General features: G+C 70.6%; 16 protein-coding genes and 1 pseudogene. 3 read left to right on the top strand and 14 right to left on the bottom strand.

The features are described from left to right. Positions 1-159 precede the first annotated feature (159 nt). The 3 genes and pseudogenes from MLV88_RS03130 to MLV88_RS03120 all read right to left on the bottom strand — a co-directional run bounded on the left by MLV88_RS03130 (position 160) and on the right by MLV88_RS03120 (position 2,745). Entirely contained in the window at positions 160-1,311 is a 1,152-nt protein-coding gene (locus MLV88_RS03130; RefSeq protein ID WP_243336766.1) for a chromate resistance protein ChrB domain-containing protein, read from the bottom strand. Continuing rightward, positions 1,312-1,578 (bottom strand): annotated as a pseudogene (locus MLV88_RS03125) (dihydrofolate reductase family protein); the annotation flags it as partial. 108 nt (positions 1,579-1,686) lie between these two features. After that, positions 1,687-2,745 (bottom strand): NAD(P)-dependent alcohol dehydrogenase, encoded by a 1,059-nt coding sequence (locus MLV88_RS03120; protein WP_243336764.1) that lies wholly within the window; start codon positions 2,743-2,745, stop codon positions 1,687-1,689. 317 nt (positions 2,746-3,062) lie between these two features. Here MLV88_RS03120 and MLV88_RS03115 point away from each other — a divergent pair, with 317 nt between their 5' ends. After that, positions 3,063-4,685 (top strand): cation:proton antiporter, encoded by a 1,623-nt coding sequence (locus MLV88_RS03115; protein ID WP_243336762.1) that lies wholly within the window; start codon positions 3,063-3,065, stop codon positions 4,683-4,685. A 241-nt stretch (positions 4,686-4,926) separates the two neighbouring features. Here the strand turns inward: MLV88_RS03115 and MLV88_RS03110 are convergent, their stop codons facing one another. The 9 genes from MLV88_RS03110 to MLV88_RS03070 form a co-directional block, all read right to left on the bottom strand. Next, a complete protein-coding gene (locus tag MLV88_RS03110) occupies positions 4,927-5,598 on the bottom strand; it encodes a TetR/AcrR family transcriptional regulator (RefSeq protein ID WP_243336760.1) in 672 nt (223 codons plus the stop codon). Next, on the bottom strand, positions 5,598-7,016 hold the full coding sequence (locus MLV88_RS03105) for an amidase family protein (protein ID WP_242352312.1): 1,419 nt from the start codon (positions 7,014-7,016) through the stop codon (positions 5,598-5,600). The genes MLV88_RS03110 and MLV88_RS03105 overlap by 1 nt, the downstream gene beginning before the upstream one ends. A gap of 213 nt (positions 7,017-7,229) precedes the next feature. Then, complete coding sequence (locus tag MLV88_RS03100) at positions 7,230-8,363, bottom strand: NAD(P)/FAD-dependent oxidoreductase (protein WP_243336758.1); 1,134 nt, start codon at positions 8,361-8,363, stop codon at positions 7,230-7,232. A 175-nt stretch (positions 8,364-8,538) separates the two neighbouring features. Further along, the gene (locus MLV88_RS03095; RefSeq protein WP_242352309.1) at positions 8,539-8,790 is read right to left on the bottom strand and encodes a hypothetical protein; all 252 of its coding nucleotides are present in this window, start codon (positions 8,788-8,790) and stop codon (positions 8,539-8,541) included. Between the two features lie 54 nt (positions 8,791-8,844). Further along, on the bottom strand, positions 8,845-9,327 hold the full coding sequence (locus tag MLV88_RS03090) for a glycine/sarcosine/betaine reductase selenoprotein B family protein (protein WP_242352307.1): 483 nt from the start codon (positions 9,325-9,327) through the stop codon (positions 8,845-8,847). A 20-nt stretch (positions 9,328-9,347) separates the two neighbouring features. Beyond that, positions 9,348-10,265 carry a LysR family transcriptional regulator gene (locus tag MLV88_RS03085; protein WP_242333018.1) on the bottom strand — a complete coding sequence of 306 codons (918 nt, stop codon included), beginning with the start codon at positions 10,263-10,265 and terminating at the stop codon, positions 9,348-9,350. Positions 10,266-10,272: 7 nt separating this feature from the next. Further along, positions 10,273-11,133, bottom strand: a complete 861-nt coding sequence (locus MLV88_RS03080) for a carboxymuconolactone decarboxylase family protein (protein ID WP_243336756.1) — start codon at positions 11,131-11,133, stop codon at positions 10,273-10,275. Positions 11,134-11,152: 19 nt separating this feature from the next. Beyond that, positions 11,153-12,388 carry an NAD(P)-dependent alcohol dehydrogenase gene (locus MLV88_RS03075; RefSeq protein WP_242333015.1) on the bottom strand — a complete coding sequence of 412 codons (1,236 nt, stop codon included), beginning with the start codon at positions 12,386-12,388 and terminating at the stop codon, positions 11,153-11,155. A gap of 26 nt (positions 12,389-12,414) precedes the next feature. After that, positions 12,415-13,392, bottom strand: a complete 978-nt coding sequence (locus MLV88_RS03070; protein ID WP_242352301.1) for an aldo/keto reductase — start codon at positions 13,390-13,392, stop codon at positions 12,415-12,417. 320 nt (positions 13,393-13,712) lie between these two features. Here MLV88_RS03070 and MLV88_RS03065 point away from each other — a divergent pair, with 320 nt between their 5' ends. Then, on the top strand, positions 13,713-14,882 hold the full coding sequence (locus MLV88_RS03065) for an NAD(P)/FAD-dependent oxidoreductase (RefSeq protein ID WP_242352299.1): 1,170 nt from the start codon (positions 13,713-13,715) through the stop codon (positions 14,880-14,882). Here the strand turns inward: MLV88_RS03065 and MLV88_RS03060 are convergent. After that, positions 14,879-15,814, bottom strand: a complete 936-nt coding sequence (locus MLV88_RS03060; protein ID WP_242352297.1) for a DMT family transporter — start codon at positions 15,812-15,814, stop codon at positions 14,879-14,881. The two genes, MLV88_RS03065 and MLV88_RS03060, sit on opposite strands and share 4 nt — an antisense overlap. A gap of 105 nt (positions 15,815-15,919) precedes the next feature. On the opposite strand from MLV88_RS03060, the gene MLV88_RS03055 reads away from it, so the two are divergent. Beyond that, the gene (locus tag MLV88_RS03055; protein ID WP_242352295.1) at positions 15,920-16,780 is read left to right on the top strand and encodes an AraC family transcriptional regulator; all 861 of its coding nucleotides are present in this window, start codon (positions 15,920-15,922) and stop codon (positions 16,778-16,780) included. Here MLV88_RS03055 and MLV88_RS03050 read toward each other — a convergent pair. Further along, complete coding sequence (locus tag MLV88_RS03050) at positions 16,719-17,804, bottom strand: aldo/keto reductase (RefSeq protein WP_242352293.1); 1,086 nt, start codon at positions 17,802-17,804, stop codon at positions 16,719-16,721. The two genes, MLV88_RS03055 and MLV88_RS03050, sit on opposite strands and share 62 nt — an antisense overlap. Positions 17,805-17,872 lie beyond the last annotated feature (68 nt).

The raw sequence follows: 17,872 nt of genomic DNA, 5'->3' as shown, positions 1-17,872 counted from the left end.
CCGCGAGCCCGCGATTCTGAATAATCCAAAGTTGGTGTTTCTCCCGCGGCGGAGAAGATAGCGGCCCGCCCTGGAATGTCAAGGCGGGCGAGAAGCGCTCGAGCGGACGGCGCTCGACGCAGAGCTCCTCGGCACGCCCGAGCACCTCCTGTCGAGCGATCAGTGCCTGGTGGCGCCGCTGTGCACGGCGTACAGGTCGTCGAACAGCGCCGTGCCGCGGGCGAGGCGCTGCTCGTCGTCGGCATGCGCGGCAGCGATGCCCGCGACGAGCTGCCCGATGCCAGGCGCCTCCTCGCGGCCGTACTTCGCGTCCTTCACGTCGATGTCGTGGACGATCTCGGCGATCGCGCGGAGGGCGGGATCTGTGAGGCCGAATCGCCGCACGAGCACCTCGAACGTGCACAGCTCGCCCTCGTGAGTGAACTCCGATTCGAACATGTCGAAGCGAAGCTCGCCCTCTTCCGGGCGATACCCCTTCGCCGGGACGAACTTGAAGCGCGCCTTCGGATCGATGAACTTCCGGATGAGCCATGCGCTCGCCATCCGGTCCACCTTGATCCCGGTGCGTGTCACCCAGGTGCGGCCTTGGTGCTGCTCACGAGCCAGCGACGCCTTCGCCGGCTCCGTTCCTTCGACGGGCCTCATGCGTGCCTCCATTCCGGACAGGAGGCCATCGACGACCTCGCGCCCGGGTGCTCCGAAGAAGTCGATCGCGGCGAGCTCGGTCGCGCGCTGGCGGAGGCGTGCAACCTGCCTTGCGAGCTCGGCGCGGCGGTCCTCGGGAACGACGCCTCGCTTCGGAAAAGCTGCCGCGATGGCGCGCGCCTGCTCCGCGAGGTGGCGGAAGTCGGCCTCGCGCTCCGACTGGAACCGCTCGATCACCCGCTCGTCGGAGAGGCCTTCGATGAACCGGGCCTCGACGATCGACGCGTCGCCGCCGCCCTTGACGACCTCGCGAAGGACCCACTGGAAGTCCTCCTGCGACTCGTCGTCGTAGGGCAAGGCGTAGACCGAGTTCTTGATGGCGACCGCCCCGATGCGAGCCAGGTGCCGGCCGATCTTGACCCGCAGATAGGCTGGTGTCGGCGGGATCTGGTGGATCAGCAGCATCCAGCGCGCCTCCGGCCGGGCGGGGGGACTCTCACGTTTCTTCAGGGCGCTCAACTGTGTCGCGGATCTAGCAAGTGAATCATTGGTGCGCGAGACCCGGACGGGACGGACTCCGAGCGTGCAGGCCTCCGCGCAACCGCGCGGTGCCGAGACGGGTCGGTGAGCGTGGGCGGTCGTCAGTAAAGGTGGTCTCGGGCGCATTCACCTGTGGCCCGAGCTCCGGATCCGATACCGGACCCAGAGCAGGTCGCCGCGACGACGCTCGACGGACACGAGCTTCAGGTGGCGCGCTGGCCCGGGCCCTTCACGCGCGTCGAAGAGCGTCGGCGTGCCGACCCCGCCGTCGGCGACGGGAGCGACGAGGACGCTGAGCTCGTCGATGACGCCGGCTGCCAGGAACGAGCCGTTGATCTTTCCGCCGCCCTCGAGGAGCAGCCGTCGAATTCCGAACCGGGATCGCAGCTTGCGGAACGCTTCGTCATGACGGGCTCACCGACCGTACTGCGCGGGCGGTGGAGCGAGGACGGAGAGGGAGACGATCGCTGCGAGCAGGTTCATGTCGCCGGCCTCGACGGCCTACGCCGCTTTCAGGGAAGCCATGTCGATCGAGAAGCGGTACTTCACGTCCGACCGCAGCATCCGCTCGTAGGCCTCGTTCACCTTCTGCACCGGGATCACCTCGACGTCGGCGGTGATGCCGTGCTTGCCGCAGAAGTCGAGCATCTCCTGCGTCTCCGGGATGCCGCCGATGGGCGAGCCGGAGATGCTGCGGCGGCCCAGGATCAGCCCGAAGGCGGCGAGAGCGGACGGCCTCTCCGGCGCGCCGACGAGCGTGAGGGTGCCGTCGCGCCGGAGGAGCTGGACGTACGCGTTGAGGTCGTGCTCGGCGGAGACCGTGTCGAGGATGAAGTCGAAGCTGGCCGCATGCTTCCGCATCTCGTCGGCGTTGCGCGACACGACGGCCTCGTGCGCGCCGAGGCGCAGCGCGTCCTCCTTCTTGCTGGGGGAGGTGGTGAAGGCGACGACGTGAGCGCCGAGCGCGCGGGCGAACTTCACGCCCATGTGGCCGAGCCCGCCGATGCCGACGACGCCGACCTTCTTTCCCTTCGTGACACCCCAGTGGCGCAGCGGCGACCAGGTCGTGATGCCGGCGCAGAGCAGTGGCGCGACGCCGGCGAGGTCGAGGTTCGAGGGGACACGCAGGACGAAGCGCTCGTCGACGACGATGCCGTCCGAGTAGCCACCGTAGGTGACGCCGCCGAGGTGCTTGTCGGGCGCGTTGTAGGTGAGGACCTGGCCGGGGCAGAACTGCTCGAACCCGGCCTTGCACTCGGGGCAGGTGCGGTCCGAGTCGACGAGGCAGCCGACGGCGGCGAGGTCGCCGGGCGCGAACTTCGTCACGGCGGAACCGACCCTCGTCACGCGACCGACGATCTCGTGGCCGGGAACGCACGGGTACACCGTGGACATCAGGCTGCTCCACTCGTTCCGGACAGTGTGGAGATCGGAGTGGCAGATCCCGCAGAACAGGATCTCGAGCTGCACGTCATGCGGGGTCGGCTCGCGACGGGCGATGGTGGTAGGGGCGAGCGGCGCGGTCGCGCTCGCCGCGGAGTAGGCCTTGGCGTGGAACATGGACTGTTTCTCCCTTCGGGGTGCGCTGCGGCCCTGCACGGAGCCGGGCGACGCCGTGAAACCTACGCGCGCCCCGAGTCCCGCGAAACGGGCGAGAAGTGGATGGGCCGTTCAGGAAAGCTTCACGAAATGCAGGACTCCACGGGCTTACCGTGAGGGGGGGAGGGATGGAGCGTCCCGCCCGCCTCGAACGATCCCGCAGCCCGTTACTCAGCCGGGCGAGCACGAGAATGGCGGCTCTGACTCGCGGTCGGCCCGACCCGTGCGGAGCGGGCGCCTGAATTGCGGACGCGTGTGCCACCGCACAACCCTACGGCATGGTCGTCTTCGAGATCGTCATCGCCTTGCTGCTCGCGGGCGCCGGCCTGACCGCTTTGTCGCGGCGCCTGGGGACGCCGTACCCCGCGATGCTGGCGCTCGCCGGCGCTGCCCTGGCGCTCGTCCCCGGCACTCCGACGCTGGTGCTCGAGCCCGATCTGGCGCTGACGCTCTTCGTCGCGCCGGTGCTCCTCGACGCCGCGTTCGATTCGTCCGCGCGCGATCTTCGCGCCAACTGGCGGTCCGTTGCCGGGCTCGCCGTGGGGGCCGTCGCGTTGACCGTCGCCCTCGTGGCGGTGGTGGCCCGGGCGGTCGTGCCGGACATGCCGTGGGCCGCCGCGGTGGCGCTCGGCGCGATCGTCGCTCCACCCGACGCGGCCGCCGCGATGGCGGTCCTGGGGCAGCTCCGCCCGCCGCACCGCCTCCTCGTGATCCTCGAGGGCGAGAGCCTCTTCAACGACGCGACCGCGCTCCTCGTCTTCCGGCTCGCGCTCGGCGCCGCACTCGCGGGCTCGGTGTCCCCGGTGAAGGCCATCCCGCTGCTCGTCGTGGTGACCGCCGGCAGCGTGGTGCTCGGGTACGTGCTGTCGCGCGTGATCGTACCGCTCACCGCGCGGATCCAGGACGTGCCCATCGCGGTCGTCGTCCAGTTCTGCGGCACGTTCGCCGTGTGGATGCTCGCGGAGCGCCTCCACCTCTCGGGCATCCTCACCGTCGTCGTCTTCGCGATGGCGAGCACGCGGGCCGCGTCGCGTTCCGTTCCCGCGCGGGTCCGGGTCCCGTCGTACGCGGTGTGGGAGTTCGCGGTCTTCGTCTTGAACGTGCTCGCGTTCATCCTCGTCGGGTTCCAGCTCAAGGCGATCCTGGGCCGGATCGACGCGGCCACGCTGGCTCGCTACGTCGTGGTCGCGGCGGCAGTCTGCGCCGCCACCATCCTCGCGCGCATCGTCTGGGTCTCCGGCGCAGCCGCGGTCAGCCGGTGGCGGTGCCGTCCCGCTGCCGAGGGCGAGGAGCCGCGCCGCGACGCCGTCGGGCTGTCGCCCCGCGCGGCGGCCGTCGTCGGGTGGTGCGGGATGCGCGGGATCGTCACGCTCGCCGCGGCGCTCGCGCTTCCCGCGGGAGGAGGCGGCGGGGCGGCGTTCCCGTACCGCGACCTGGTCCTGTTCACGGCGTTCTCGGTCGTGCTCGGCACGCTCGTCGTTCAGGGGCTGACGCTCCGGCCTCTGATGAGCGCGCTGCGGCTGCGGGATGACGGCGAGATCGAGCGCGAGCTGCGCCTGGCTCGCGTGGAGGCGCTGCGGGCGTCGGTCGCGGCGGCGGGAGAGGCGCCCGGTGACGACATGTCGAGCATGCTGCGCCGCCGCTACGAGGTGCTGCTCCGCCGCGCCGAAGCCGACAACGCCGGCGGGGCGGTGGGCGCGGATGGGCAAGAGGGGCAGCGGCTCGACGTCGGGACGGACCTGGTACGCAAGGCGACGGCCGCCGCGCGCAGCCGGATCCTCGCGCTGCGGGCGGACGGCACGATCGGCGACGCTGCGTTCCAGCGCGTCGAGCAGGAGCTCGACCGGGAGGAGCTGAACTTCCAGCCCCTCGGACCGGACGAGGCGGCTGCCGCGCGCTGACGTGGCGGCGCCAACGGGCCCGCGCGAGCCGCGCCTCGAGCGACCGCGCGTCCGCAAGGAGCGGCGCGTTCGCGTCCGCGCGCCGCCACGCCCGCAGGAGCTCGTCCAGGCGTTGAGGTCGCGCTCGCGCTCGAAGTACTCGCCGGTCTCGCTGAGGTGCCAGCGGACGTCGCCCGCCTGGAACAGCGCCTCCTTGTCGAGCGGGTACGCCTCGACGTCCCGCCTGCGATCTGCACGGCGCTCACGGACGAGGCACGGTGACGGGCGGCACGCGCCGCTCGCTCGGGGACAGCCGGCGTCGGGGGCGACGATTGGACCAGCGTGCGAACCCCTGCAGCCCGGGGATCTGGTAGCTCCAGAATGCCTCGATCGCCTCGCGGAGCGCGCGCTCGTCGGCGTGCGCCTCCAGGATCGCCGCGAGCATCCGCCGGGTGTTGTCGAAGATCCGGGCGAGCACGAAGCGCGCGGCCGCGCTTGCGCCGCGACGCGGATGCAGATCGGCGAGCGTCGAGGCGACGAGACGCTCCACGAAGCGCGCGCCGAACGCGGCGTAGTCGGTTCCCGCGGCGCGGTCGAGCAGGATCACGACCGCGAGCCGGTGCTCCGCCCAGAAGCGCAGCATCTCGTCGCCGATGTCGTCGGCGCCCCGGGTCGCCTCCGCCCGGAACGCGCGGGAGAGGGCGCGCACACGTCGGTCGAGCAGCGACTCGAACTCCTCGGCGAGCGCAGGCGTGACGAGCGCATGGAAGAGCTCGTACTTCCCGGCGTAGTAGCGGTACGTGCTCGCCGTTCCGACCCCGGCGCGCTCGGCGATGGCGGTCATCTTCGCGCCGGCGTACCCGCGCTCCGCGAAGATCTGGAGGGCGGCCGCCTCGATGCGCGCGCGCACCTCGTCCTTGAGGACCTGGGGCATCAGGCCTCGAACAGCCGCGGGTAGGAGAAGGGTGCCCAGCGTTCCGCCCAGGGGCGCGCCTCCTCGAGCTGATAGGCGAGACCGAGCAGGAGCGCGTCCGCGCCCGGTGCGGCGGCGAAGTGGACGCCGATGGGGATGCCCTCTTCGGTCCAGTGCAGCGGCACTGACATCGCCGGGCAGCCCGCGATGTTGTGGATGGGCGTGTAGCCGACGGTGCGCCCGGTCCGCCGGAGCAGCTCCTCGCGCGGCAGGACCGGGGAGAGGTGGCCAAGGCGCCAGGGCGTCGTCGCGAGCGTCGGCGTGAGGACCGCATCGTAGCCGCGGATCGTCTCGAGGTACCGCTCGGTGCCAGCGGCGAACGCCGCGCGCGCCGCGGGCAGCGCGCCCGGGCCCCGGCGTTCGAGCTCGTCGACGAGCGCCCAGCTGAACGGTTCGAGCTCGTCCCGCTGCACCGGGTGTCCTCGCAGCCGGTCCACCAGCTCCACGAGGCCGGCCACCGCCGCCCCGGCGACGATGAAGAAAGCGTCGCCGAGAGCCGCGCCGTCGAGATCGGGCGAAGCGACGGGCTCGACCCGGTGTCCGAGAGCCGCGCAGAGCCCAGCCGCGTCGTCCACGGCGCGGCGCACCGCCGGCTCCGGCTCCTCGCCGAGGAGGGTGCGCGTCCAGGTCGCGATCCGCAGCGAACGCGCGAGCGGCTCCCGCACGTACCCTACGGCGGGGAGCGGACCGGCCCGGTCCTCCGTCACGGAGAGGAACAGGGCGCTGTCGCGAACGGTGCGGCTCACGCAGTGGTCGGAGACGAGGGCGCCGAACTCGGAAGGGAGGCTCGCCGGCACGCAGCGCGTCCGGCTCGGCTTGAACCCGAAGAGGCCGCACACCGAGGCGGGGATCCGGATCGACCCGCCGCCGTCGTTCGCGTGGGCGAGAGGAACGATCCCGGCGGCGACCGCTGCAGCGGCCCCGCCGGATGAGCCCGCGGCCGACAGCGACAGGTCCCACGGGTTGTGCGTCACGCCCTCGAGGAGTGTCTCCGTGCTGCCCAGCAGCCCGAATTCCGAGGCAGCGGACTTTCCGACGGTGACGAGCCCGCTTTCATCGATGCGGCCGATGTACGGGGTGCGGGTCTCGGGCCCCGCGACGTTGCCGGCGAACACCCGCGAGCCACATGACCAGCGCAGGCCCGGGTACGGGGTCACCTCCTTCACCAGGAACGGCACGCCGGCGAACGGTCCGGGCGGCACCTTCGCCGCGCGCGCGCGCTCGAGGTCCACGGCGGGGACCACCCGCAGCAGCGCGTTCAGAGCCTCGAGCCGCTCGGCGAACGCATCGAGCAGGTCGGACGCGGTGAGCTCGCCGCGCGCGACCAGCGCCGCCTGCCCGACCCCGTCGAGCCGGGAAAGACCGCGGAACTTCGCCATGAGACGCCTCCTCGCGAGGTCGAAACGCGAACATGGTATTCCCGTTTCCGCCTCGCGTCAAAGGAGCCCGGCGCCCGCGACGGAAGCGCCACGGATGCCGATCGAATCGCCCCGATGAGCGATCGCGGAGGCACGCCCGCGAGACCCCAGAGCATCACCGGCCCGCCTCGGGCACGATCTGGTCGGCTCGCGGCGCCCGGAGCGCGAGCCCCGTCACCGCCGCTCGAGGACGCGCGCGCGGCGGACCGCGCGCTCGCGCCGGTCGATCGCTTGAACGGCGCGGACCGCGTACTCCTGCGCCGTGTAGATCTGCTTCAGGGATGGGGTGCCGCTTCGGTGCCGGCTCATGTCCCCCACCGCGAAGAGCCCGCGCACGCTCGTCTCGCTCGTCGCGTCGTCGACGAGCACGTGGCGGGCGTCCTCCGGACCGTCGCCGGCGTCGAGCTCCGCGCCGAGCTGGAGGGCGAGGTCGTTGTAGACGCGGTGCAGCCCCATGGCGACCATCCCGAACCGCGCCGGTACCTGCGCGCCATCCTCGAGGCGGAACCCGCGGAGGCTTTCGCCCTTCCGGCCGCTCTCGCCGTCCAGGATCTCGACGAGCCGCGCTCCATGGAACACCACCCCGTAGGCCTCCATGAGTCGCAGCGTCTCCGGCCTGGCCTCGAGCGCCTCGCCGTTTCCGAGGAGGACGACGGCCACACCGTAGCGCTCGTGCAGGAGGAGCGCGACCTGAGCGGCGGCGTCGCTCGCCCCGAGCACCGCCACCGGCGTGCCGCGCACGAGGTGCCCCTCGCAGAGGATGCAGTAGAGGAGGGACTCCGCGTTGGCCCAGGGATAGATCCAGTGGATGTCGTCCACCACCTTGCCGCCCTTCGTGGTGAGCTTCACTCGCGGCTGGCGGTCCATCACGCCGGTGGAGAGGATGACCGCGCCGGCGCGGAGGCGCTGGCCGCGGTCCGTCTCGACGACGAACCCGGTGTCTTCTGCACGCGCCGCGACGGCCTTCTCGTCGAGCAGCATGGCCACGTCGGCGAAGTCGGCGGTCAGCCGAAGCGTCACGTCCTCGACGATCTCCGGGACGCCGACGTGGAAGTGAGTCCGGGCGATCGCCTCGCGCGCGGCCGCGTGCTCGGGGCCCGAGAGCAGCTCGAGCACCTTTCGCTGCACGATGCCCCCCGAGACGCCGATCATGTTGTCCACGTTGTAGACGTAACGGGCCCGGCTCGCGCGAGCGGTCCCCGCGTCGCCGCGGATCCAGGCGACCGTGAGGCCGTGCTGCGCTGCGCGCAGCGCAGCCGCGCTCCCCCCGATGCCGCCCCCCACGACGATGACCTGGCACTGATTCACGGAGCGCCTCCCGCCTAGCCTCGACGGCCTCCATGTAGCGTCCGGCGGGCACGCGCAAGGTTACGGCGCGCTCCCCACCGTCCCCTCAGGGGGTTGGACGGCCTGCTCCGAGATTTTTCGCCCCGGCCGCGCCCGCGTTGACGGGTGCGCCCATCCCGGCGCGGCCACCTTCCGATCAGGAGGCCTCCTTGCGGAGCTGCCTCGAGCGCAGGTCGTCCTTCGTCCACTCGAAGGGCAGCGCCTCCAGCGTACCGGCGCGCTGGATTCGCTCCGCTGCGGCGAGCATCTCGTCCAGGATGGCGACGTGGGTGGCGTCGTCGTGCAGGTCCCCCATGGTGAGGCCGAAGGGGTGCTCGACGAGGAGCGCGCGGGAGGGCTTGATGCGGCGCGTGATGCTGGCGGAGAGCGTGAGGGACATCGTGCTCACCCCCTCCTCGTCGAGGACCCGCTGGACCAGTCCGACCGACTGGTTGCAGACGGGTCACGCGGGCACGAGGAGGGCGAGGTCGACCGCGTCCGACCGCAGCCGCCGCGCGACCTCCCGGCCGTTGTCTCGCAGCACGTCCGTCTCGATGGCGTAGCCCATGAAGCTGTAGTGGCGAGGTGCCGCGGCGCCGATCCGGCCGCTTCGCTCCAGGGTGCGGAGCGCGCGGAGCGGGAAGACGACGTCCACGTCGTCCAGGGCGCGCCGGGTGTCGTAGCCGCCGTGAGAGAGCCCGATGCGGGCGAGGTCGACGTCGTGCGGAAGCTCCCGGAAGCTCGGGTCACCTTCCTTGCTACGCCGGAACCGTTCCTGCTCGCCGGCGAGGTACGCGCCGGCGGTGACGACGAGCGCCACGGTCCCCGTCGAGACGGGTCGGCCGAGCGCGTTGACGCGGGACGGCTCGTCGTACGACTCGAACTCGAAGTCTGGGAGGAGCTTCTCCCGGATGTAGTCACGCTCCACGTCTGCGAAGGACTTCACGTCGGTGGACCTCCTTCCGGTCAGCGCACGCGCTGCTTCGAGCCGACGGAGAGCTCGCGCGCGACGTCCACGAACGCCCTGAACGCCGGCGACACCTGCGATCTGCTCGGGAAGTACAGGAAGAACCCGGGCACCGCGGCGGCGTAGTCCTCGAGGACGATGCGCAGGGCGCCGCGGCGCAGCTCGTCTGCCACCAGGGGCTCGAACGAGTAGAGGAGGCCCACTCCCGCCTCGGCGAGGAGCCGCATGAGCTCGGGGTCGTTCGTCGTGACCGATCCGTGGACGGGCACGCGCCACTCCTTCTTTCCGCGCTCGAGCTCCCACGCGTACCGCGCGCCGCCGACGTCCGTGCGGATGCAGAGGCAGTCGTGCTGGAGGAGGTCCTCTGGCCTCTGCGGCGCCCCGCGGCGCTCGAGGTACGACGGAGCCGCGACCACGACGAAGCGCCCGGGCGGCGTGAGACGGACCTGGACCATGTCGCGCTCGATGGCCTCCGACAGGCGGATGCCCGCGTCGAAGCCCTCGGCGACGATGTTCACGAAGCGGTTCTCGGCCTGGACCTCGACCTCCACCTTCGGATGCCGCTCCAGGAACCTCGGCAGCAGGCGAGCGACGACGAGCGACACCGCCACCGTCGGGACCGACAGCCGGACGCGGCCCGTGATCTCTCCCGGGCGAGCGGACACCGTCTTCAGCGACTCCAGCGCCTGATCCACCGCCGGACCCGCGTTCTCGACGAGGCGTTGCCCAGCGTCCGTGAGCGCCACCGTCCGCGAGGTCCGCGTGAGCAGCGTCACGCCGAGCCGCGCCTCGAGCTGCCGGACCGACTGGCTGAGCGCGGAGGTGGACACCCCGAGATCCCTCGCCGCGGCCGCGAAGCTCCTGCGGCGCGCCACCGCGATGAAGGAGCTGAGGGCGTTGAGCGGAGTGAAGGCCATGGGGACGCTATCGCTGCTCGGGGATGACCTCGTTCACGCAAGTCAGCGCGCTGAGCGCCCGAGGATAGCCGATGTACGGAAGAAGCTGCGTCACGACCGCGATGAGCTTCTCCTTGTCGTTCCCGACGTTGACGTTGCCCTGGATGTGCCCCTTGAGCTGAGGCTCGGCGCCCCCGAGCGCCGCCAGCATCGAAAACGTCAGGAGCTCCCGCGTCCTGGCATCGAGGCCACCCCGGGTCCAGTAATCGCCGAAGCAGTTCGCGGAAAGGAGCTCCTGGACGTGGCGCTGATTGGCGGGCGCGGCCGCGTACAGCTCGTCGATGCGACCCCCGAAGATCTCCTTCTGGAGGGCCAGCCCCCTCGCGCGCCGGTTCTCCGGCGCCGTCGTGGACTGAGCCTCCAGCGGCAACTCCACGCCCCTGGCCCGCAGCACGTCGTTGGTCGTGTGGATGAAGTCGACGACCTTGGCGATGCCGACGTAGGGGACGGCCTGGTACAGGATCTCCTTGGCCTCGACCGGGGTGACGCCCACGTTCAGCGCTCCGCCGAGCATCATCCTGTACTCGCTCGAGGCTTGGCTCGCGATCGTCGACGCCAGGATGACCATGACCCTCGTCTTCGGGTCCAGGTTCCCGTGACGGAGAACCTCGTCGAACGCGAAGTTGTCGAAGATCTCGATCAACTCCGGGTCCGTCTCCTTCAGCTTGGACTCGTACCCGGGAAACAGCTGCTCGTGGTTTCGGACGGCCGCTTCCGTCAGATGAGCGACCGGACGGTTTCGGGTGGAGTTCATCTCGATCCTCGAGTGGGCGCTGCACGCGGCCAGGGACGTCAACGTCAACGCCGCGACGGCGATGACCTGCTTCATGGTGCGCTCGCGATCGTCGTCAGGCGTTCGTCATGTCGATGACGAAGCGGTAGCGCGCCGCCTTGTCGACCACCTTGGTCCAGGCGTCGTCGATCCTGGACATCGGGACCTTGGTGATCTCCGGCCTGATGCCGTGAAGCTCGCAGAACTGCACGAGCTCCTGCGTCTCCCGGATCCCGCCGATCTGCGAGCTCGCGAACGAGGTGCGATCTCTCAGGAGCGAGAACGGGCCGATCTGGTGAGGCTCGGTGGTCTTGCCGACGCCGACCATGCACAGCGTGGAGTCCATCTTCAGCAGCGGAATGAGCCGCTCGAGGTCGTGCTGGTACGGGACCGTGTCGAGGATGAAGTCGAGCGACCGCCGGTACTTCGCCAGATCCGCTCCCTGATCGTTCACGATGACGGTCTTCGCGCCGAACCGCCTCGCGTCGTCGACCTTGCCTCTCGACGTCGTCAGCACCGTCACCTGGGCGCCCATCGCGGCGGCGATCTTCGTCGCCATGTGACCAAGGCCGCCGAGCCCGACGACGCCGACCTTCTTCCCGGGGCCGACGCTCCACCTCCGGAAAGGAGAGTAGACGGTGATCCCGGCGCACAGCATCGGTCCAGCGTGCGCGAGGTCGATCGCGTCGGGGATCGCGATGACGAAGTCCTCGTCCACGACGTCGAAGGTCGAGTAGCCGCCCTGCGTGAGCGAGCCGTCGCGGTCCTTCGACCCGTAGGTGAGGACGCTGCCGTTCTCGCAGTACTGCTCCATGCCGGCCTCGCACGGACCACAGTGGCGGCAGGAGTTCACCATGCAGCCCACCCCCACGCGAGAGCCCACCTTGAACTTGCTGACGCTCGAGCCGACCGCCACCACCACCCCGGCCAGCTCGTGCCCGGTGACGAGCGGGAACGTCTCCTTCCGCCAGTGCTCGCGCCCATGGTGGATGTCGGAGTGGCAGATGCCGCAGTACTGGAGCTTGATCGCGACGTCCTTCGGCCCGAGCGCGCGCCGCTGGAACTTCATCGGCTTGTGCGGGCCCTGGGACGAGTAGAGGGCCATTCCTTCGACCGGGAACGGGCCCTGTCCGTAGCTCGTCCTCTCGACGCCTGGAGCGGCTCCCGCCGTGGACGGCTTGAACAACCCGGCGGCACCTGCGCCCGCCGCGGCGAGGGCGCCCGTCCACATGAAGCCGCGCCGGCTCAGGGTCGTCGTGTCGTGGGAATCCGGCTCGCGCTCGGGCGGCCGCTTCGCAATCTGATTCTTCATGGTTGGCTATCTCCGAACACGAGCCGCTAGAGCCCGGTCCTCTTCTCGAGCTCCTCCGGGTACCGCGCGCCCTCCACGCGAATCTTCGACGCGGCCTCGTCGATGGCGCGGAGGTCGTCCGCGGTCAGCTCGACGTTCGCGGCGCCGAGGTCCTCCTCGAGCCGGTGCAGCTTCGTCGTCCCGGGGATCGGCACGATCCAGGGCTTCTGCGCGAGGAGCCACGCGAGCGCGATCTGCGCGGGGGTCGCCTGCTTGCCCGCCGCGATGACGCCGAGGAGGTCTACGAGCGCCTGGTTCGCCTTGCGCGCCTCCGGGGAGAAGCGGGGCACGATGTTGCGGAAGTCGTTCTTCTCGAACGTGGTCTTCTCGTCGATCTTCCCCGTCAGGAATCCCTTGCCGAGCGGGCTGAACGGGACGAACCCGATGCCGAGCTCCTCGAGCGTCGGGAGCAGCTCCTCCTCGGGCTTCCGCCACCACAGCGAGTACTCGCTCTGGACCGCGGCGACCGGCTGCACGGCGTGCGCGCGGCGGATCGTGTTCACGCCGGCCTCGGACATGCCGAAGTGCTTCACCTTGCCAGCGCGGATGAGGTCCTTCACCGTGCCCGCGACATCCTCGATGGGAACGTCCGGATCCACGCGGTGCTGGTAGAGGAGGTCGATCGTCTCGACCTTCAGCCGCCGGAGCGACGCCTCGGCGACCTCGCGGATGTGCTCGGGCCGGCTGTCCACTCCGATCGTCCCGAGCTTCATCCCGAACTTCGTCGCGATGACGACCCGGTCGCGGACGGGCGCGAGCGCCTCGCCGACCAGCTCCTCGTTCGTGAAGGGGCCGTAGGCCTCGGCGGTGTCGAAGAACGTGACGCCGCGATCGACCGCGGCGCGGAGGAGCGCGATCATCTCCTTCCTGTCCGGTGGGGTCCCGTAGGCGAAGCTCATCCCCATGCAGCCGAGGCCGATGGCCGAGACCTCGAGTCCGCTCCTTCCCAGCTTGCGCTTCTGCATCTCGTGCTCCTTCCGGTTCGCTCAACCTCGGCTCACGCCGATGCTGTGGCGGCTCTCCATCCCCGTCGTCATCGAACGGGAAACTACGCGCGGCACGGCAGTCTCGAAAGAGGTCGATCGCGGATGGCCCGTGCAGGAAAGCTTCACGATGTGCCACTCCGCGGCCGAGCGCCTGATGCTTCGCGCGGGGGACGATCTCGAGCACGCCGTGCCTGCCCGAAAGCGGGATCCCTCCGGAGGTGTGCAGGACTGGCCTCGAGGGACGTGACGGGCGACGAACGGCTTCTACAGTACGTTTCAGCGCGCCAGGCGGAGGACGGATGCCTGATTTCAAGTACGTGGTGGTGGGCGGCGGGATGACGGGGCACGCCGCCGCGATGGGGATCCGCTCGGTGGATGCGAGCGCGCCCGTCCTGCTGGTCGGCGAGGAGCCCGTGGGACCCTACGTGCGCCCGCCGCTCACGAAGGGGCTCTGGACGGGGCAGGAGGAGGGATCGATCTGGCTGCCCTCGGTCGAGGGGATCCAGCTTCGGACTGGCACGCGCGTCGTCGCCATCGACCGTGCCGAGCGGCGCATCGGGCTCGAGGGAGGGGAGACCATCGGGTACGAGCGGCTCCTCCTCGCGACCGGTGGCACTCCGCGTCGGCTGCCCTTCGACGGCGACGGGGTCGTCTACTACCGGACGGTCGCGGACTTCAGGCGCGTCCGGGCGCTCCCGGCGGGAAAGCACGTGGCGATCGTCGGTGGCGGCTTCATCGGGTCGGAGATCGCGGCCTCTCTCGCGACCGCTGGCTATCGGGTGACGCTCGTCTTCCCGGAGGAAGGGATCGGCTCACGGCTCTTCCCGCGAGACCTCGCGGTTCACCTGAACGGCTACTACGCCGAGCGTGAGGTGGAGGTTCGGGCGGGGGAGCGCGTCACGGGGCTCGTGGCGCGCGGCTCGGGATTCACCCTCCGGACCGACCGGGACGAGATCCAGGCCGACCTCGTGGTGGCGGGGCTCGGCATCGTCCCGAACGACCGCCTCGCCGCGGAGGCGGGACTCGAGGTCGACGACGGCATCCTCGTGGACGAGACGCTACGCACGTCCGACCCCGCAATCTTCGCTGCAGGTGACGTCGCGAGATTCCTCAATCCGGCACTCGGAACGAGAATCCGGGTCGAGCACGAGGACAACGCCAACCGCATGGGACGGGAGGCCGGCCGCGCGATGGCCGGGGCCGACGTCGCCTACCGTCACCTGCCATTCTTCTACTCGGACCTGTTCGACCTCGGGTACGAGGCAGTCGGCGTTCTGGACCCGCGCCTCGAGGTCGTCGCCGAATGGAAGGAGCCGTACCGCAGGGGAATCGTCTACTACGTCGCGAATGGCAGGGTGCGCGGCGTGCTGACGTGGGGCGTCTTCGGCAAGATGGACTCCGCGCGAGAGCTCATCGCGGAGCCCGGTCCGCACGATCCGGAGTCGCTACGCGGGCGGATCCCGACCTAGCAGATATCCGGTTCCAGGCGCGCCGCGCGGCGGCGAAGCCTCGGCGCGCTCACGGTGGCGATGCCCGCGAGCACCAGCGCCGCCCCGATCCCGAAGGCGGGGTCGACGTGCTCCCCCAGGACGAGCACGCCGAAGGTCACGCCGAAGAGCGGCGTCAGGAACGAGAACACCGAGACCTGCGACGCGGCGTAGTGGCGGAGGAGCCAGAACCACGCGAGGTAGCTCGCGAAGGACACGACGACGCCCTGGAACAGGAGGCTCGTCCAGGCGAGCCGCGTGAGCGACACCTGCGTCGCCTGCCCGGAGGCCGCGGCGGCAGCGCCGAGGAGGACGCTCGCGACCGCGAGCTGGTAGAGCAGCGTCTTGGCGGGCGCCGCATCGGACAACGCCGAGCGGCGCACCACGACCGTGGTCGCGCCCCATGCCGCGCCGGCGAGGACGCCGAGCGCATCGCCGCCGAGCATCCGGAGCGACACGGCGCCGCGCGCCCAGCCGCCCGCGAACGCCACGGCGATCCCGGTGAAGGCGAGGAGGATGCCGAGCCACTGTCGGGGGCGGAGCCGCTCGCCGGGCACGGTCCAGTGGAGCCCGACCGCGGTGAAGATCGGCGAGGTGTAGAGGAGGACCGCCATGTGCGACGCCGAGGTCCGGCGCAGCCCCTCGGCGACGAACATGAACTCGGCGGCGAAGAGCGCACCCGCCACGAGCCCTGGCCGCAGCGTGCCGTCTCGCAGCGAGAGCGGCTCGCGGCGGATGGACATGAGCAGCAGGACGAGCGCGGCGCTCATCCCGGAGCGCAGGCAGACCTGCATGATCGGGACGACGTCGTGCGCGGCCAGCTTGATCGCCACCTGCTGTGCGCCCCAGATCGCGCACAGGAGCACCATCGTCGCCATCACGAAGCCGTCGAGACCCTTGCGCGCCGCGCTCATGCGTTCCGTTCCCGCGGGCCGTCGCGGCCTGCGCGAGCGCGATGATGCCGCTGGCGCCGGGGCTGGATATAGTGCGATCCGGACATTCATTGCAGCGAAGGCGCCATGCCCAGGCATCTCCGCACACCTCTCGACGAGACGCTGCCGCATCCGGTGTACTTCCGGACGGACAGCTTGCAGCCGGACTCGTCGTACCCACGCCACCGGCACCACTGGGGCGAGTTCGTCTACGCGTTCAGCGGGGTCATGGAGCTGAAGCTGGCCGACCGCCATTACCTCGCTCCGCCGCAGTACGGGATCTGGCTCCCGCCCGAGGTCGAGCACGTCGGGCTCAACCGCCACGAGGCGACGTTCTGCTCGCTCTACCTCGCGCGCGAGCGCTGCCGCCGTCTTCCGCGGGACGCCTGCGCGCTCGCGGTGGGCCCGCTCCTGAAGGCGCTGCTCGATCAGCTCCGCGCGCGCGGCATCGACACGCCGCGGACGGCGCCGGACGCCCGGCTCGTGGAGGTGCTCGTCGACGAGCTCGCTGCGGCGCCGCGCCAGGGCACTTACCTGCCCAGCTCCGAGGACCCGCTGCTCGGCCCCATCCTCGCCGCGCTCCAGGCGCAGCCGGACGACCAGCGGTCCCTCGCGCACTGGGCGAGGCAGGTGCACACCACGGAGCGGACGCTCGTCCGGCGGTGCCAGCGCGACCTCGGGATGTCCTTCGGCGAGTGGCGGCAACGGCTGCGGGTCGTGCGGGCGCTCGCGCTCCTCGAGGCGGGGCGCTCGGTGGAGTCCATCGCCTTCGACCTCGGCTACGGCAGCTCGTCGGCCTTCATCGCCATGTTCCACCGGATGACGGGGACGTCGCCGAGCAAGCTCCGGAAGGACGCCGCCTCGAGGGACCGCGCGCGGGCCGCCGTCAGTACGGCTGGTCTCCCTTCACGAGCCCGAAGGGTGACGCCGGCGCGAACACCCCGTTGACCGTGGTGCCGCCGTTGTGGATGGCCGGGAAGATGGGCTGCATGCTCTGCGGGAAGCCGAACGTCGGCTGGGTGAGCGCGTCGAGCCGCCCGCGCTCGTCCGCCGTGAGCTCCACCTCGAGCGACGCGAGGTTGTCCTCGAGCTGTTCCCACCGGCGCGCGCCGATGATGGTGGAGGTCACGCCGGGCCGCTGGCGGAGCCACGCGAGCGCCACGCGCGCCACCGTCGACTGGTGCGCCCGGGCGATGGCCTCGAGCGCGTCCACGGTCGCGTAGGTCCGCTCGTTCAGGAACGACTCTAGGAACTGAGCCCGATCCGTCTTCACCTGGCCGGCGTTGCGGCGGGTGTACTTGCCGCTCAGCGCACCGCTCTTGAGCGGCGACCAGGGAGTGATCCCCAGGCCGAGCTCCAGCGCCATGGGCACGAGCTCCTGCTCGACGCTGCGCTCGAGCAGCGAGTACTCGATCTGCAGCCCGATGAACGCCGACCACCCGCGGAAGCGGGCGAGGACGTTCGCCTCGGCGATCTTCCAGGCCGGCGTGTCGGAGACGCCGAGGTAGCGCACCTTCCCCGCGCGCACCAGGTCGTCGAGCGCGGCCATCGTCTCCTCGATGGGCGTGTGGACGTCCCAGTTGTGCAGCCAGTAGAGGTCGATGTAGTCGGTCTGGAGCCGCCGCAGCGAGTTCTCGCAGGCGGCGAGGATCGACTTCCGGCCGGAGCCGCCGCCGTTGGGATCACCTGGGTAGAGGTTCCCGCTGAACTTGGTCGCGAGCACCAGGCGATCGCGGCGAGCGGCGTGGCGTCCGAGATGGTCGCCGATGATCTTCTCGGAGTGGCTCTTCGTGTAGAAGTTCGCCGTGTCGATGAAGTTGCCGCCGCGCTCGATGTAGCGGTCCATGATGCGCTGCGACTCCTCGACGCTCGAGCCCCACCCGAGATCTTCGCCGAAGGTCATCGCGCCGAGGCAGAGCGGGCTCACGCGCAGGCCGGACCGGCCCAGCGTCACGTAGTGGTCGAGAGGCATGGGATCTCCCATCGTGCTAACTTGTTCAAAGATGCAGCTGGTTCAAGAACACACGTCGTTTAAAGTGG

This window comes from Anaeromyxobacter soli, assembly GCF_022808855.1.
In the GTDB taxonomy this organism is placed as follows: domain Bacteria; phylum Myxococcota; class Myxococcia; order Myxococcales; family Anaeromyxobacteraceae; genus Anaeromyxobacter; species Anaeromyxobacter soli.
The sequence above is the reverse complement of the archived record's forward strand: the minus strand, read 5'-3'. Positions and strand labels throughout refer to the sequence as shown.

Excerpts from the sequence above, each read along its gene's own strand:
- MLV88_RS03130 (WP_243336766.1), bottom strand. The coding sequence starts at position 1,311 with ATGCGCCCGAGACCACCTTTACTGACGACCGCCCACGCTCACCGACCC.
- MLV88_RS03120 (WP_243336764.1), bottom strand. The coding sequence starts at position 2,745 with ATGTTCCACGCCAAGGCCTACTCCGCGGCGAGCGCGACCGCGCCGCTC.
- MLV88_RS03115 (WP_243336762.1), top strand. The coding sequence starts at position 3,063 with ATGGTCGTCTTCGAGATCGTCATCGCCTTGCTGCTCGCGGGCGCCGGC.
- MLV88_RS03110 (WP_243336760.1), bottom strand. The coding sequence starts at position 5,598 with ATGCCCCAGGTCCTCAAGGACGAGGTGCGCGCGCGCATCGAGGCGGCC.
- MLV88_RS03105 (WP_242352312.1), bottom strand. The coding sequence starts at position 7,016 with ATGGCGAAGTTCCGCGGTCTTTCCCGGCTCGACGGGGTCGGGCAGGCG.
- MLV88_RS03085 (WP_242333018.1), bottom strand. The coding sequence starts at position 10,265 with ATGGCCTTCACTCCGCTCAACGCCCTCAGCTCCTTCATCGCGGTGGCG.
- MLV88_RS03080 (WP_243336756.1), bottom strand. The coding sequence starts at position 11,133 with ATGAAGCAGGTCATCGCCGTCGCGGCGTTGACGTTGACGTCCCTGGCC.
- MLV88_RS03075 (WP_242333015.1), bottom strand. The coding sequence starts at position 12,388 with ATGAAGAATCAGATTGCGAAGCGGCCGCCCGAGCGCGAGCCGGATTCC.
- MLV88_RS03070 (WP_242352301.1), bottom strand. The coding sequence starts at position 13,392 with ATGCAGAAGCGCAAGCTGGGAAGGAGCGGACTCGAGGTCTCGGCCATC.
- MLV88_RS03065 (WP_242352299.1), top strand. The coding sequence starts at position 13,713 with ATGCCTGATTTCAAGTACGTGGTGGTGGGCGGCGGGATGACGGGGCAC.
- MLV88_RS03060 (WP_242352297.1), bottom strand. The coding sequence starts at position 15,814 with ATGAGCGCGGCGCGCAAGGGTCTCGACGGCTTCGTGATGGCGACGATG.
- MLV88_RS03055 (WP_242352295.1), top strand. The coding sequence starts at position 15,920 with ATGCCCAGGCATCTCCGCACACCTCTCGACGAGACGCTGCCGCATCCG.
- MLV88_RS03050 (WP_242352293.1), bottom strand. The coding sequence starts at position 17,804 with ATGCCTCTCGACCACTACGTGACGCTGGGCCGGTCCGGCCTGCGCGTG.